Source organism: Xanthobacter sp. (genome assembly GCF_041911315.1).
Lineage (GTDB): Bacteria > Pseudomonadota > Alphaproteobacteria > Rhizobiales > Xanthobacteraceae > Xanthobacter > Xanthobacter aminoxidans.
Genome location: NZ_JAYRPE010000011.1, coordinates 71006 through 86136, shown reverse-complemented (window position 1 = coordinate 86136; position 15131 = coordinate 71006). Strand labels below are relative to the sequence as shown.

Here is a 15131-nt window from a genome sequence, read left to right as displayed (position 1 = left end):
TTCAGCCGCGGCTGACGGGAGGCGTCGGAAGGGGAACGGACGAGGTCAGGCCGCCATCGACCGGGAGGATCACACCCGTGATCCAGCGGGCCGCCTGGCTCGCCAGGAACAGGGTCGCATAACCCACGTCCCACCCCGTCCCCTCGATCTTCAGGAGATTGTTCTCCCGGCGCTGCAGCCGCATCTCCTCCGACATGCCACGGGTTGTGACCATCGGCGTGAAGACGTTGCCCGGCATCACGCTGTTCACGCGAATGCCCGCCGGCCCATAGTGCGATGCCATGGCGGTGGTCATTCCCAGCACAGCGCTTTTCGTGGCGGGGTAACACAGGCTCGGATGTCCGCCGCGTTGCGCCACGATGGACGAGACATTGACGATCGCCGCGGCGGACGAACGCCGCAGCGCGGGAACCGCATGGCGGGCCATCAGCATCACCGACTTCACGTTGATCCGGAAGGCGTCGTCCCAGGCCTCCGGATCGACGTCCTCGGCGGTCCCGGCGGGGCCGACGATCCCGACATTGTTCACGAGCACGTCGAGCTGCCCGAACCGCTCCAGCGCGCCATTCACGATCTGCGCGCAGCCGGCCGGGTCCCCCACGTCCGCGACCACCCCCAGGCCGGGAACACCGGTCTCGGCGATCATCGCCAGCGTGGCGTCGAGCGCCGAAGCGTCGCGATCCGCGGCCACGACGCGCGCGCCCGCCTGCGCCATCAGCACCGCGATGGCGCGGCCGTTGCCGATCCCCTCGCCGCGCGATCCCGCACCGGTCACGACGACGGTGCGGCCATCCAGCCGAAACGGGTCCTGGCGCTGGGCCGCGTGATCGGTCTGCCGGGGGGTCAGAGGGTCGCCTCGCTGCCGAGGATCACCACGGCCTGACTGGACAGCATCCCGCCATTCCCCTGAGCGAACGCGAGGTTCACGTCGGCCTGCTGCCGCGCACCCGCCTCCCCGGCCAGCTGGCGGGTCGCCTCGATGATCGTGAACAGCCCATACATGCCGGGATGGACACACGAGAGCCCGCCGCCATTGGTGTTGACCGGCAGCCGGCCGCCAGGTCCGATTGCGCCATCCTCCACGAAGCGGCCGCCCTCGCCCTTCGGGCAGAAGCCGGCATCCTCCAGGAAGAGAATGGTGTTGATGGAGAAGGCGTCATAGAGCTCGACCACGTCGATATCCGTCGGCTTCACCCGAGCCTGCGCGTAGGCGCGGGGCGCAGCCTCGGCCACGCCCGTCACCGTGAGGTCGGGCATGTTGGTGATGTCGCGGTGCGTGACGGCGGAGGCCGCGCCGAGCACGTAGGCCGGCTTCGGCGTGAAGTCCCGCGCCCTGTCCGCCCGCACCATCACGATGGCACCGGCCCCGTCCGTAACGAGGCAACAATCCCTGAGCCCCAGCGGATCGGAAACCAGGCGCGCCGCGAGGCAGTCCTCAATGGTGAGGTCATCCCGCATGAATGCTTCCGGATTGAGCTTCGCCCAGCCGCGCGCGGCCACGGCGACCTCCGCGAGCTGCCGCCGCGTGGTGCCGTAGAGATGCATGTGGCGCGAGGCGGCAAGCGCATAGGAGGAGATCGGCAGGAGCTGCCGGTAGGGTCCCTCGTAGGGGGACGGGCGGTTCGACTGGACCAGCTTTCCCGAGGCGGTGCGCTGGTTGGACCCATAGGCGATGAGGGCCACGTCGCACTGGCCGGCGGCCAGCGCCATCGCGGCCCAGGCGACGTGGGTCTGGAAGGCCGACCCGCCGGTCCGGTTGTTGTCCGAGATGCGCGGCTTGATGCCGAGATACTCCGACAGGGTCAGTCCGGAGAGATAATCGTCGGGCAGGCCGATGAATACGCCATCCACGTCAGCCGGCGTCAGGCCGATGCGCGCGAGCGCGGCCACGCTCGCGTGCGCGGCGAGGTCCATGGAGCTGAGGCCCGGCGCCTCGCCCAACCCGTAGGTGGCATTGCTGACAATTGCGGTTCGACCGCGGGGAAAGGTGTCGTCCACGCTCTCGATCCTATCCTCAGATATTGGCTGGCTTGAACACGACGAGGGGCGCTCCGTCGCGCTCGATGATGGCAGCCTGGACAGGCATGCCGATGCGGATGTCCTCGTTCTCCATCTCGACGACGGTGGACATCATGCGAGGCCCCTCGGCGAGATCGACCAGAACGACGTTGTAGTTCGGCGTGGGCGGGCGCTGGCGCACGATGGTGCAGGCATAGATCGATCCCCGGCCCGAGGCTTCCACCCACTCGAGGTCGGTGGCTCCCGTCCGAGGCTCGGCGACGCGGGGATAGAAGACGTACCCACCCGTCGACCGTGACCTGAGAAGCATCAGCTTCCCCTTCGAAAGAAACTCCATGTAGTCCTGGAGTGGACGAATGTATCCCATGAGGCCTCCTGTTCGGCCGTCGCGATTGCTAGAAAAAAGGGGTGAACCCGCCTCAGACAGCGAGAAGGGAGCGGCTGATGATGTCGCGCTGGACCTCGCTGGTGCCGCCGAAAATCGTCACCGGTCGCGAGATCAGGTAGAGATGGTTGATCTCCTCAAACAGCACGCGCGTGGACTGGTCGTGATGTCCGGCCTGGTAGGGGGGCAGCACCTCCACCGCGTACTCCGCGGTGCGCTGGAAAAGCTCGGTGGATACAAGCTTCATCATGGAGAACTCGCTGTCGAGCTTCTCTCCGGCGACAAACCGCCCGCACAAGTCGGCATAGAGCAAACGCGCCACGTCAAGCTCGGACGCGAACCCCTTCATCCGGGCCGCAAACACGGGATCATCCGCGATGCTGCAGCGCTCCGCGAGGCTGTTCAGCATCTTCAGCGCGAGATCCGCGAGGAAGGGGCTTCCGATGCTGGTCCGCTCGAACTCCAGAAGAGACTTCGCGATGGTCCACCCCTCGTCCAGCGTGCCAAGAAGCTGCGAGGACGGCACCCGGACATCGTCGAAGAAGACTTCGCCGAACTCGCTATCGCCTGCAATATTGCGGATGCCGCGCCGCGTGATTCCAGGCGTCTCAATGTCTATGAGAAGAAAGCTGATCCCCTGCTGCCTGCGCTCGTAGCGCCCGGTGCGGACCAGGGTGAAGATGTGCGTTGCGTCCTGAACGAACGTGGTCCAGATCTTCTGGCCATTGACGATAAAGTCGTCCCCGTCACGCACCGCTGTGGTCCGCAGGCTGGCGAGATCCGATCCTGCATTCGGCTCGGAATAGCCCTGACACCAGAAATCCGAGCAATCAAGAATGCGCGGCAGCAAAGTGGCCTTCTGCTCCTGCGTGCCATGACGCATGAGCATGGGGCCGAGCAGGGTTTCACCAAGGTCGAGCCAACGTGTGACACCAAGCCGTTCCAGCTCTTCGCGATAGATGAGCTGCTTGGCGAAGGACAGGCCCATGCCGCCGTGCTCTCGCGGCCAGCCCGGGGCGCGCCAGCCATGGACATTGAGCTTGCGCAGCCACGCCTTCAGGGGGGCTCCGGCCAGCCGTCGCGCCGGACGCAGCATCTGCACATCGCAATGCTCTTCCAGCCACGCGCGCCACGCGGCCCGGAAATCGGCATCCGCCAGTTCCGACCGACGCGCCACGACGGAAGCGGAAATCTCTTCAAGCCGATTCACGGTCGCGTCCTCTGCCCTGGGTCGAGGTGGTCCGGTGAAGGCGCGCGCTGCCGAGCCATGCGGCCCCGGTCAACGCGGCCTTGTGGTAGAGCCCGATGTCCGCCTCATCGGAGAAGCCCATCGCGCCGTGCAGCTGAATGCCGGCACGGCTGGTTGCCACCGCGGCCTCCGATGCGCTCGCCTTGGCGGCGCTGATGGCTTGGTCTCCGGCCCCATGGGGACGACGAGCGTCCCGCAGCGCGGCCCGGGCCAGTTCAAGACCGATCTTCAGGTCCACCGCCCGATGCCTGAGGGATTGAAAACGCGCGATCGCGCTGCCGAACTGGACCCGCGTCTCCATGTATCGCAATGAGATGTGCAGGCTCGCCTTGGCGATGCCGTACAGCTGCGCCGCCAGAGCGAGCTGGCCGCCGGCGATCATCCGCGCGGTTGCCCGCTCCACCTCGTCACCCCGAGCCAGAACCGCAGTCTCATCCAGGCGGACCTGCGCAAACGACACGGCGCCCATGCGGGTGCCGTCGACGAGCAGGACCTGCTCCACCTCCACGCCCCGCAACGCGGGATCCACGCGCAGCAACGCGCTCGCCCCGTCGAGCACGGCCGTGACGAGCCATTCGCCCGCGCTGGCAATGGCCGGAACGCAGACCTTGCGCCCGCGCAGCACAAGGTGATCACCGTTCCGCTCGACCACGGCATCCCTTGGAAGAGGAGCGAGGTTCTCCGCGGCCTCCTGCCAGGCGACGGTCACAAGGCGCTCCCCTGCGGCGATACCGGCTGCGATCTCATCCCCGGCACCCGGCAGGGCGGCGAGGAGAAGCGACGGCATCAGCGCCATGGCGATGAAGGGTTCGGGAAGGAGCGCGGCACCGAACGCCTCGGTGAGCACGCAAGCCGCGGAAGCGTCCATCCCGAGCCCGCCCTGGGCCTCGGGTAGACACATGCCGAGCCACCCCTGCTCGGCCATGGCGGCCCATATGTCCGAATCAAGGACCGGACCGCCCGCGCGTAGCCGCCCGCTGGATGCGCGCACCGCAAGGAAGGCCTCCGCGCTATCCCCGAGCAACCGCAATTCGCTGTCATCGACCATCTGGTCGTCTGGAAGCAACATAGCCGTCACGTCTTTTCCGCCCCTCAGAGACCATCCGCCAGGACGAGACGGGATTTCGTCGTTGCGCGACGAAGATCTCGCGGCGCCCGATACGCATCCGATTCATAGAATTGCATGGCGACGTCCATCGATGGGAACTCGATAACGACGATGCGGCCGGGCTGTTTTTCCCCTTCGACAAGTCGTGTTTCGCCGCCACGAGACAGATAGCGCCCCCCGAACGCGGAAATCGCTGCAGCGGCCTGGGGCAGATAGGTCGACGCGGCTTCCGCATCGATCTGATCCACCTCGCAAATCAAATACGCCGCCATTCGCGTCTCCCTGCCTGCATTTCATGGAATGCCTCGTGCCACGACGTGTCGCGGCCGAATTATGAACAGTGATTTATTGTGGGGTCGGGAATGTCAATGCCACGCCCGTCTCCAGGTCGCACGAACCTCAAAATGACACCATCGTGCAATCGATGGGGCGACCATTGACTTTATGCACCCACTGAACACCATCCTGCTCTCTGGCGAGATGCGGAGCAGCCGCCCCACGCCACCTGAGTGTCGCGTGAGATCTGCATTGAAAATGAATATATGTTCATAAATTTCTCAGATCGCCGATCACTTGAGGCGGAACAGAGAGGGAGGATTCCTTGCAGAAGCCACTTCGTCGTAGCTTGGCGACCCTGATCGCATTGGCGCTGGGGGCGGCCGCTCCGATCAGCGCGGCCCGCGCCGCCGATTACCCGACCCGACCCGTAACGGTTGTGGTGCCCTATGCACCCGGCGGCCAGACCGACGCTTTCGCCCGCATTATGGCCGAAGCACTGCGGGAGAGCCTGGGCCAGCCGGTTATCGTCGACAACAAGCCCGGCGCGGGCACCATGATCGGCTCGGAATACGTGGCAAGGGCCGCGCCCGACGGCTACACGATCCTGGTGGCGACGCCAGGCGTCGTCGTCGCGCCCTCGCTGTACAATTCGACGAAGTATGACGTGGTCAAGGACTTCCAGCCCATCACGCTGGCCTGCTCGATTCTCATGGTCCTTTCGGTCAACCCGAACAAAATGCCCGTGAAGGACGTCGGCGGCTTCATCTCCGCGCTGAAGGCAAACCCGGACAAGTATTTCTATGGCACGGCCGGCGCCGGATCATCTCCTCATCTGATCGGCGAATGGTTCAAGAAGCTGACCGGCACGCAGATGACCCATGTGGCCTTCAAGGGAAGCGCCCCTGCCGTGACGGCCCTCCTCTCGGGACAGATCGACCTGATGTTCGATGCCTATGCGTCGCAGGCAGAACTTGCGAAGTCGGGAGGCATCAAAATTCTCGCCGTGACGTCGGATCAGCGCTCCGACCTGATTCCAGACGTACCGACATTGAAGGAATCCGGCGTCACGGATCTCGTGGTGCTCCCCTGGACCGGCGTCATCGCCCCCAAGGGCCTCGACCCTGCCGTCACCGCTCGCCTGGACACCGCCATCCGCAACGCCCTGACCAAGCCGTCCGTCGCGGAAAAGCTGGCCAAGATCGGCCTTGACTGCAAAAAGCCGATGGACAGCGCCCAATTCAAGGCTTTCCTCGCGCCGGATGTTCAAATGTGGAAGAACATGCTGAGCATTTCCGGCGCGAAGCTCGAGTAATCGCTGGCGCCAAACCCAACGCTGACGAGGGGCCGCCCCCGCGTCCCCTCATGCCCCTCGGCGGAGGCTCAGGCCGCGCTCGGCTGCAGGTGCCCCGCCGCAAAACTCACCGAAGGCCCGCCTTCGCCGCAAGGCCGCACCAGATGGCGGGCAATTTCCTCCCGCACGATGGCAACAAAGTCGCTCTCCATTTCCTCGATCACGTTCGTGCGGCCACCGAGCCCGACCACCAGCGGACGCGAAGTCAGCTCCGCCGGCAGCCTGATGGCGAGCGAGCCGAAATTGTCGACCACCCGGTTCTTGGAGATGCAATACCCGCGGCGACGGATCGCCGTCAGCTCGTTCAGCAGTTCGGGCAGGTCGATCCGCACCGCATCGCTGGATGCGTAGGCGTTCAGCCGGTGGACCAGACTTCGCACCTCCCCATCGGAAGAGGCCGCTAGCAGCACGCGCCCGGCTCCCGAGGACGCAAGCGGTCGCTTCATGCCGATCTGGATGTGGTACGCGATGGCGTCCGGCTGCTTCAGTACGTGAATATATTGCGCGAAATCGCCGTTGCGCGCGGCGATCAAGGCCAGTTGGCCAGTCCGACGATGGACCGCCCGCATCATCCGCAGGAGCGCCCCGTCCTCAAAGAGCGGCGGACTGATCCAGTTCCCCAGCAGGCCCACCCGGTCGGTCGGAAGGTAGGTGCGAGCCTTGGCATCGAACTGCAGATAGCCCATGGCAACCATGCTGCGCAAAAGGGCAGCCGTGCTCGACTGAGGATATCCAAGGGCTTCCGACACGGTCACGACATTCGTCGGCTGCCGCACCTCGTCAAAGAACTCGAGGATCTCCAGCGTTCTGACGGCGGACTTGACGACATGGGCCTCATCGCGACCTGACGGCGAACCTCGCATCAGCATGGCATCCTCCCATTGGCGGGGCAGCTTGTCGCCGCCTCCACGTCTGTTGTTCGCTAGGAGAATGCAAGCGGGCAATAATGTCAAGATATTGACGGACACCCCCTCAGGAACCCCTTGCTGATCCTGCCGCAGCGCAGCGCAGAAAGGCAAAGAGTGCCCGAAAGACGGGTTGGAGATCCAACGGCCCATCCGCCCCCAAGAACGGCGTCTTCCCCCGCCGGATTGCAGATCACGCGATAATCTCCATCCCCCTGCGAATAAGAAACGCCAGGTGGTGACTTCACTCTTTTCGTCCGATGATCCGTTGGATACCGCCGTCACGCCGAGCGCCAAAGATCATGTCTCTTCCCTCGACAGAAGTAGAAGCCGAGATCCGCCTGAACATCGAGGATGGGGTTGCCACGATCCTCCTCAACCGCCCGGACAAGCTCAACGCCTTCAACGACCCCATGCTGACGCTATGGGAAGCCGCCATCCGCGAGGTCGCAGCGGACGACACCGTGCGGGCGGTGATCCTGACGGGGGCGGGACGCGCGTTTTGCAGCGGTGGCGACGTGGACAAGATGGGCAGCGCCGAGATGACGCCGCTGCAGGTCAAGGAGCGCCTGACAAAGGGTATCCAGCGCATCACCCACGCCATGGCTGCCCTCGACAAGCCGGCGATCGCGGCGATCAACGGCGTTGCGGCAGGCGCCGGTCTCGACATCGCCCTCATGTGCGACCTGCGTTTCATGGCGCTGGGCGCCAAAGTGGCCGAAACCTACTTCAAGCTCGGGCTCGTGCCGGGTGCCGGAGGCGCTCACTACCTGCCGCGGATCGTCGGGCCCGCAAAGGCACTCGAGATGTTCTGGAGCGCCGACTATGTGGGCGCCGAGGAATGCCTGCGCATCGGGCTCGTCAACCGCATCTATCCGGATGACGAGCTCATGGAGCAGGCGCACGCGTTCGCCCGCCGCATCGCCGCCGGCCCTCCGCTCTCGGCGCGGCTCATCAAGCGCGCGGTCTACCAGGGCCTCGACACCGACCTCTCCACCAGCCTCGACCTCGTTTCCTCCCACATGACCATCGTGCGGTCGAGCCGCGACCACGTGGAGGCCGTCGCCGCCCTGCGGGAGAAGCGCGCCCCGCGCTTCGAAGGCCGCTAGCCCTACCCTCCCGGAGTTTCCTAGCCCATGTCGTTCGCATACCCGGAACCGAAGCTCTACATCGACGGCGAGTGGACCGCCGGCTCGTCCGGCATCACCCGGCCGGTGTTCGATCCCGCGACGGAGGAAGAGATCGGCCGCCTGCCCGTGGCAGGCGCAGCAGATCTCGACAAGGCTGTGATGGCGGCGAGCCGGGCGCTTCCCGGATGGCGGAGCACACCGCCGCTCAAGCGCTGCGACATCCTCATGAAGGCGGCGGCGCTGTTGCGTGAACGAATAGAGGAAATCGCCTGGCTGACGACCCGCGAGCAGGGGCAACCCATTGGGGATTCGAAGGTTCACATCCTGCGGGGCATCGAGATCATCGAATGGGACGCCCAGGAAGGCCGGCGGCTCTACGGGCGGATCATCCCGTCCGAACCGGGCCTGCGCCAGATGGTGGTGCGTGAGCCCGTCGGGGTCGTGGCGGCGTTCGCGCCCTGGAACGCGCCGGTGTTCACTCCATGCCGCAAGATCGCGAGTGCCCTCGCGGCCGGCTGCACGCTGGTTCTCAAGCCCGCGGAGGAGACCCCGGCGAGCACGTTGGCGCTGGTGCAGACCTTCATTGATGCCGGGGTGCCGCCCGGCGTCCTCAACGTCGTGTTCGGCGACCCGGCGGCCATCTCCGAACACCTCATCGCTGCGCCGCAGGTGCGCCTCGTCACGTTCACCGGCTCGGTTCCGGTCGGCAAGCACCTGGCCCAGCTCGCCGCGCGCGAAATGAAGCCCACCATCATGGAGCTGGGCGGCCACGCCCCGGTCATCATCTGCGAGGACGCGGATGTGGAGACGGCAGCGACCCGCATCGCCGGCACCAAGTTCCGCAATGCCGGCCAGGCCTGCCTTTCGCCGACGCGGCTCTATGCCCATCGGTCGGTTTACGACCGCTTCGTGGATCAGTTCGCAGCTCTTGCGAGGAAGATCCCGGTCGGGCCGGGCGTGGCGGCGACGACCGCCATGGGGCCGCTCGCGAATGCCCGCCGCCTTGCCGCCGTCGATGAACTGGTGACCGACGCGGTGCGCCGGGGCGGGCGCGCGCTGGCAGGCGGCAGCCGGATCGGCAACACGGGGTACTTCTACGCTCCGACCGTGCTCGTCGATGTCCCGGAGGATGCCCGCATCCTGAACGAGGAGCCCTTCGGCCCGGTCGCCATCATTGCGCGATACGACGACGAGGCGGAGGTGCTGGCGCGTGCGAACGCCCTGCCCTACGGGCTCGCGGGCTACGTCTTCACCCGCTCGGCCGCCCGGGCGGACAAGCTCGCCGGCGCGCTCGAATGCGGCACGGTGGGAATCAACCATCTCGTCGTCTCCACCGTCGGCATTCCGTTCGGCGGCGTGAAGGAAAGCGGGCACGGACGCGAGGGCGGCGTTGAGGGCGTCGAGGGATACACCGTCAGCAAGACGGTCACGCATCTTCTGCAGTAAGCGGCGGAGAGGAAAAATGTCGACACCAGCATCCCTGACCTGGTTCATAACCGGCTGCGACAGCGGCATGGGCTACGCCTTCGCCGAGGTCGCGCTGGAGCACGGCGAGACGGTCGTCGCCACGGCGCGCGACACGGCCAATCTCGCAGACCTGGTGACTCGCTTCGGCGACCGGGTCGTCGCCCTGGAGATGAACGTCACCCGGCCGGACCAGATCGCCGCCGCCGTTGCCGAGGCCGAACGGCGGACCGGCGGCATCGATGTGCTGGTCAACAATGCGGGCTATGGCCTGATGGCCGCCGCCGAGGAAACGACACCCGACGAGTACCGACCGCTCTTCGATGTCAATTTCTTCGGCCTCGCGGAAGTGACGCGGGCGGTGTTGCCCGGCATGCGGAGCCGCGGGCGCGGGCACATCATGAACACGTCTTCCAGCGGCGGCTATTCGGCATCTCCGGGCTTCGCGTTCTACGCTGCCACGAAGTATGCCGTGGAAGGTTTTTCGGATGCGCTCGCCCAGGAGGTCGCCGTCTTCGGCATCAAGGTCACGATCCTGGAGCCCGGATCGATCAGGACCCGGTTCGCCGGCACCTCGCTCCAGCGTCCGCGCCATCCCATCGCGGCCTACCAATCCGGTGCGACCAAGACCACCCTCGACCGCATGAACGCGCGGGATGGACAGCAGCCGAACGATCCCAGAAAGGTCGGGGAAGTGCTGCTGAGGATCGCCCGCATGCCCGACCCGCCGGGCCGCCTTCCGCTCGGCGAGGATTCCCTCGATCGCCTCCGTCGCAAGGCCGCGGCCGTCGCCAACGAGTTCGAGAAATTCGCCGAGATTTCGCTCTCCGTGGCCTACAAGGCTTAGGCGGCGGAGCGCGGCAGGCTGCGGCCGGGAGCCAGCCTCAGGCCCGGCCGCTGCCCTTCTCGGTAAAGGCCTTCATGCGGCGGGTACGTTCCTCGGTCCCGAAAAGGGCCAGATTGGCGTTACGCTCCAGGGCAAGGGCGGCGGCCAGCGAAGCATCAGGCCCGAGCTGGACGACCTCCTTGATCTGGCGGACCGCGAGCGGCGGCATCGCGGCAATGGAAGCGGCCAGCGCCAACGCGGCCGCCACCGCATCGTCCGCCGCGACTTCGCAGACGATCCCCATGGCCTGCGCCGCGCGTGCGGACAGGCGATCTCCGGTGAGGAGATAGCGAAGAGCCCTTTGGCGGCCCGCAAGCCGCACCAGGCGCTGCGTGCCGCCGGCGCCGGGCAGGATGCCGAGCCGGATCTCGGGAAGGCCGAACACCGCCCCCTCGCTTGCGACCACCAAATCGGCCGCCAGCGCGATCTCCATGCCGCCGCCGAGCGCATAGCCATCGACCGCCACCACCAGCGGCTTGCGCAGCGCGCCGAGAGTTCGCCAAAGCGGATGCTCGCGCATCGCGAGCTGCTCCTCGACGGTGACGGCGCCGAGTTCCTTGATGTCGCCACCGGCACAGAAGGCTTCAGGGGTGCCGGTCAGGACGATGACGCGCACGTCGCTCGCCCGTTCCGCATCCAGCAGGGCAGCATCGAGGGCATCCTTGAGCGCGTGGCTCAAGGCATTGCGCGCCTCAGGGCGGTTGAGCCTCACGAGCGACACGCCGTCAGCGGGACGCTCGACCTTGACGATGGACTCCATGGGTCGGGCTCGCCATTTCGGGGAAGGGAAGGATCGTAGGGGAGGCGCGGGACGAAGACGTCCGGCAACGCCGGCCTGCTCCCAACGGACAGGCGGAGTATGGAGCCGGGCCCACGCGCCGTCATGCCCGACCGCAACCGATATGTGTTGATTATCCCTGGCCTGCGTCTTCGCGCTCCACGGCTTTGGCAGGTTGCCGATAATGCGGCTCAGGTCCGCGCCGCCGACGGATCAGGCCTGCGCGGCTCCGGGCGGCGTGCCGCCTTCCTGATCCACAGCGAAAGTGCGTCTTCCATGCGACCGCAGATCTTCAAAACGCGGATCACCGAGCTTCTCGGCATCCGACATCCTATCCTGTGCGGAGGGCTCGGGCCGGGCGTGTCAGACGCCGCGTATGTTGCCGCAGTGGTGAAGGCCGGCGGAATGGGCTTCATCGTCTCGTCCGGCGAGACGGACTGGGTCGAGGAACAGGTGCGCACCTGCCGCGCGACGCTCGGTGATCTCGGCTTCGGGGTCAACATCTACATTTCGCGTTTCGACGAAGGCATCGAGCGGGCCCGACGGCTCATCCCGCTGCTCGCGGACAATCGCGTCTCCTGCGTGGAGACGGCCGGCGCCTCGCCCGAGCCGATCATCCCGGCGCTGCGGGAAGCGGGCATCAAGATCATCCACAAGGTGCCGGCCGTTAAATATGCGCGCAGCGCGACACGCCTCGATGTCGATGCGATCACCGTGGTCGGCGCCGATTGCGGCGGCCATCCGGGTGTCTTCATGATTTCCACCATGGTTCAGGCCCCGGTGGCGGCACGGGAGATCGATCTGCCGCTCGTCGTGGGTGGAGGCATAGGGACGGGCAGCCAGCTTGCGGCCGCGCTCGCCATGGGCGCGGACGCGATCGTCATGGGCACCCGCATGCTGGTGGCCGAGGAATTGTGGATTCACCCGTCCTACAAGCAGTTCATCGCCGAAAGCGATGGAACCCAGAGCGTAGTGGTGAAGCAGATTCTGCGCGATCACCACCGGGTGCTCGAAAATGACAGCGCCCGGGAGCTGCTGGCGCTGGAAGACCGGAAGGTGACGGATTTCGACGCCTACCGGCCCCACGTCGCAGGCAAGCTCGCGCGCGAAGCCTACCGCACCGGCGACCGGTCCCGGGGCATGCTCGACTTCGGGCCGGCGGCCGCCTTCGCCACGTCGATCCAGAGCGTTGAGACAATCTTCGACGATATGCTGGACGGGGCTTGCGCAGCCATATCCAGAATGTCCGCCCTCACGGGCCAGCAGGTGCAGGACGCAGACGCGGTGGGGCGACAGATATGTGTCGATTGATCAAGGGGGCTTTACGAACACTGGCTGCGCGCAGCGCGAACACCTAAAATTGCCTCCGATCTATAGGAACGGAGCATATGGCCAGATGAATTCAACCGTATTTTCGTCTGGCCAGAAAGCATTCGCTGTTCCGAAGCCTGATCTTAAAGCCCTCATTGATCCGTCATCCATCGTGGTGATCGGCGCCTCGCCCGATCCCACCCGGATCGGCGGACGGCCTCTCGCGCAGATGCGCGACTATGGCTATTCCGGCTCCATCTACTGCATCAATCCCCGCTATCGGGAGGTGCAGGGCTTTCCCTGCTATCCCGATGTCGCCTCCCTGCCCGCGACGCCCGACGCGGCCCTGCTCTCGGTCAACGCCGATGCCGGCCTCGACGAGATCGAGCGCTGCGCCGCGCTGGGGGTGAAGGCGGCCATCGTCTTCTCCGCCGGCTTCGCCGAACTCGGCACCGAGGAAGGCATCGCCCGGCAGGTCCGGCTGAGGGATATCGCCGCGCGCACGGGCATGGCGATCATCGGTCCCAACTGCCTCGGCGTCGCCAACTTCAACAGCGGAGCCATCGCCAGCTTCAACCTGTTCGCCCCCCAGTCCGGCTCCAAGCGCGCGGCCATCGTGTCTCAGAGCGGGGCGCTGGCAGCCGCCATCTACGCCAGTGCCAGCCAGGCCGGCTTCGGCATCAGCCATGTGGTCACGACCGGGAACGAGGCCTGTCTCGACCTGTCGGACTTCATCGAATATTTCGCGGATGCTCCCGACATCGACGTCGTCCTCTCCTATGTGGAACAGGTGCGGGACGGCCCCCGCTTCCTTGCCGCGGCGCGGCGTCTGAAGCGCAACGGCAAGCTGCTCGTCGCCTACAAGGTCGGACGCAGCGCCAAGGGCGCGGAGGCGGCGCAGTCCCACACCGCCGCGCTCGCCGGCAACGACCGGGCGTATCGCGAGGCGTTCCGGGCGGCGGGGGTGATCGAAGCGCGCAACGTCGCGGAACTCGTGGACATTTCCTACCTGCATCGCTTCGCGGCGGGCACCCCCGTGGGCGGCGTCGGTGTCCTCTCCGTGTCGGGAGCGGCGTGCGTCGCGCTCGCCGACGAGTTCGCCGAGGGAGGCCATCCGCTGCCGACGTTCGATGCCGAACTCCAAAAGGAACTGCGGACTCTCGTCCCTGCCTACGGCATGGTGGCGAACCCCGTGGACATGACGGCCAATGTGGTCAACGACGATGCCACCCTGCCGACACTGGTGCGTCTGGTGGGACGCTCGGATGCCGTGAGCGCAATTGTCACCTGCGGCTCAGCGAATGTCATGCGCAAGCCGTGGGCGGACATCGCGCGGGACCCCGAACGGCCGAAAAAGCTGCTCATTACGGTCGACACGCTGTGCAATGCACGGGAGGAGGCGGAAGCCAGCGGCTTCGCCTATTTCAACGACATGACCCGCGCCGCGCGTGCCCTCTGTGCCTACCTCAGCAATGCGAAGGCAACAGCGGAGGACGCGCACATTCCGCCCTCTCCCGCTGTTCTGTCGGCGCGCGCCAGCCTCGCGCGATTGAAGGAGGCCGGACGTACCGCGCTGAGCGAGGTGGAGGGCAAGGCGCTGCTCCAGGAGATCGGCGTCGATGCCGTTACCGATCGGCTGGTCCATTCACCGGAGGAGGCGGCCGCAGCCGTGCTCGCCCTCGGGGAGCCGGCGGTCCTGAAGCTCGTCAGTCCGGATGTCCTGCACAAGACGGAAATCGGCGGCGTCCGGCTGGGCGTGGCGGGCGAAGCGGCGGCGCGCGCGGCCTATGACGACATCCTCGCCGGCGCCCGGCGCCTGGCACCCGACGCCCGCATCGACGGCATCTCGGTGCAGCCATATGTAACCGATGGCGTCGAAGTGCTGGTCGGCTTCACCCGCGATCCGGTTTTCGGCTGGATGGTGACGGTCGGTCTCGGCGGCGTCTTCACAGAACTCCTGGGCGACGCGGAAACCCGCCTCGCGCCCGTCAGCCCCCAGGTCGCGGAAGAGATGTTCCGCAAACTCAAGGGCTTCGCGCTGCTTGACGGCTTCCGTGGTGCGCCGAAGGCGGACGTGGCAGCCGCCGCCCACGCCGTTGCGCTGCTTTCGCAGTTCGCCGTCGCTGCAGGCGACCTCATGAGCGAGTTCGAGATCAATCCGCTACTGGTGCGCCCGAAGGGCGCCCTCGCCGCTGATGCCGTGGTGGTGCTCTCGCCCGAAAATTGAAGGCGCACCGGGCGCAGCCTTTACAGACGGGATGGCAGA

14 protein-coding genes are annotated in these 15131 nt (G+C 66.2%); 6 read left to right on the top strand and 8 right to left on the bottom strand.

What is annotated here, in order from left to right; genetic code table 11:
- Nucleotide 1: 1 nt before the first annotated feature.
- From ACE3QW_RS04580 to ACE3QW_RS04555, 6 genes are all read right to left on the bottom strand, one after another.
- On the bottom strand, nucleotides 2-775 hold the full coding sequence (locus ACE3QW_RS04580) for an SDR family NAD(P)-dependent oxidoreductase (protein WP_197022985.1): 774 nt from the start codon (nucleotides 773-775) through the stop codon (nucleotides 2-4).
- Between the two features lie 68 nt (nucleotides 776-843).
- Nucleotides 844-1998: a thiolase gene (locus ACE3QW_RS04575; protein ID WP_029557340.1), complete on the bottom strand. Its 1155-nt coding sequence runs from the start codon at nucleotides 1996-1998 to the stop codon at nucleotides 844-846.
- Between the two features lie 16 nt (nucleotides 1999-2014).
- Entirely contained in the window at nucleotides 2015-2386 is a 372-nt protein-coding gene (locus tag ACE3QW_RS04570) for a Zn-ribbon domain-containing OB-fold protein (RefSeq protein WP_029557339.1), read from the bottom strand.
- A 52-nt stretch (nucleotides 2387-2438) separates the two neighbouring features.
- A complete protein-coding gene (locus ACE3QW_RS04565) occupies nucleotides 2439-3614 on the bottom strand; it encodes an acyl-CoA dehydrogenase family protein (RefSeq protein ID WP_374250631.1) in 1176 nt (391 codons plus the stop codon).
- Nucleotides 3601-4701, bottom strand: a complete 1101-nt coding sequence (locus ACE3QW_RS04560; RefSeq protein WP_374250630.1) for an acyl-CoA dehydrogenase family protein — start codon at nucleotides 4699-4701, stop codon at nucleotides 3601-3603. Before ACE3QW_RS04560 ends, ACE3QW_RS04565 begins: the two co-directional genes overlap by 14 nt.
- 44 nt (nucleotides 4702-4745) lie before the next feature.
- Nucleotides 4746-5033 (bottom strand): DUF1330 domain-containing protein, encoded by a 288-nt coding sequence (locus ACE3QW_RS04555; RefSeq protein WP_029557336.1) that lies wholly within the window; start codon nucleotides 5031-5033, stop codon nucleotides 4746-4748.
- Nucleotides 5034-5362: 329 nt separating this feature from the next.
- On the opposite strand from ACE3QW_RS04555, the gene ACE3QW_RS04550 reads away from it, so the two are divergent.
- Nucleotides 5363-6352, top strand: a complete 990-nt coding sequence (locus ACE3QW_RS04550; protein ID WP_374250629.1) for a Bug family tripartite tricarboxylate transporter substrate binding protein — start codon at nucleotides 5363-5365, stop codon at nucleotides 6350-6352.
- A 68-nt stretch (nucleotides 6353-6420) separates the two neighbouring features.
- On the opposite strand, the gene ACE3QW_RS04545 is transcribed toward ACE3QW_RS04550, so the two are convergent.
- Nucleotides 6421-7260 (bottom strand): IclR family transcriptional regulator, encoded by an 840-nt coding sequence (locus ACE3QW_RS04545; RefSeq protein ID WP_374250628.1) that lies wholly within the window; start codon nucleotides 7258-7260, stop codon nucleotides 6421-6423.
- A 338-nt stretch (nucleotides 7261-7598) separates the two neighbouring features.
- Between ACE3QW_RS04545 and ACE3QW_RS04540 the strand changes: the two genes are divergently transcribed.
- From ACE3QW_RS04540 to ACE3QW_RS04530, 3 genes are read left to right on the top strand one after another with little or no spacing between them, the layout of a single operon-like run.
- Entirely contained in the window at nucleotides 7599-8405 is an 807-nt protein-coding gene (locus tag ACE3QW_RS04540; protein ID WP_374250627.1) for an enoyl-CoA hydratase/isomerase family protein, read from the top strand.
- Nucleotides 8406-8432: 27 nt separating this feature from the next.
- On the top strand, nucleotides 8433-9872 hold the full coding sequence (locus tag ACE3QW_RS04535) for an NAD-dependent succinate-semialdehyde dehydrogenase (protein WP_374250626.1): 1440 nt from the start codon (nucleotides 8433-8435) through the stop codon (nucleotides 9870-9872).
- A gap of 16 nt (nucleotides 9873-9888) precedes the next feature.
- Nucleotides 9889-10737 carry an oxidoreductase gene (locus ACE3QW_RS04530; RefSeq protein WP_374250625.1) on the top strand — a complete coding sequence of 283 codons (849 nt, stop codon included), beginning with the start codon at nucleotides 9889-9891 and terminating at the stop codon, nucleotides 10735-10737.
- Between the two features lie 37 nt (nucleotides 10738-10774).
- Here ACE3QW_RS04530 and ACE3QW_RS04525 read toward each other — a convergent pair whose 3' ends face one another.
- Nucleotides 10775-11536 (bottom strand): enoyl-CoA hydratase-related protein, encoded by a 762-nt coding sequence (locus tag ACE3QW_RS04525; protein ID WP_374250624.1) that lies wholly within the window; start codon nucleotides 11534-11536, stop codon nucleotides 10775-10777.
- Between the two features lie 123 nt (nucleotides 11537-11659).
- Between ACE3QW_RS04525 and ACE3QW_RS04520 the strand changes: the two genes are divergently transcribed.
- Nucleotides 11660-12865: an NAD(P)H-dependent flavin oxidoreductase gene (locus tag ACE3QW_RS04520; RefSeq protein WP_374250623.1), complete on the top strand. Its 1206-nt coding sequence runs from the start codon at nucleotides 11660-11662 to the stop codon at nucleotides 12863-12865.
- A gap of 172 nt (nucleotides 12866-13037) precedes the next feature.
- Entirely contained in the window at nucleotides 13038-15092 is a 2055-nt protein-coding gene (locus ACE3QW_RS04515) for an acetate--CoA ligase family protein (protein WP_374250622.1), read from the top strand.
- Nucleotides 15093-15131: the final 39 nt, after the last annotated feature.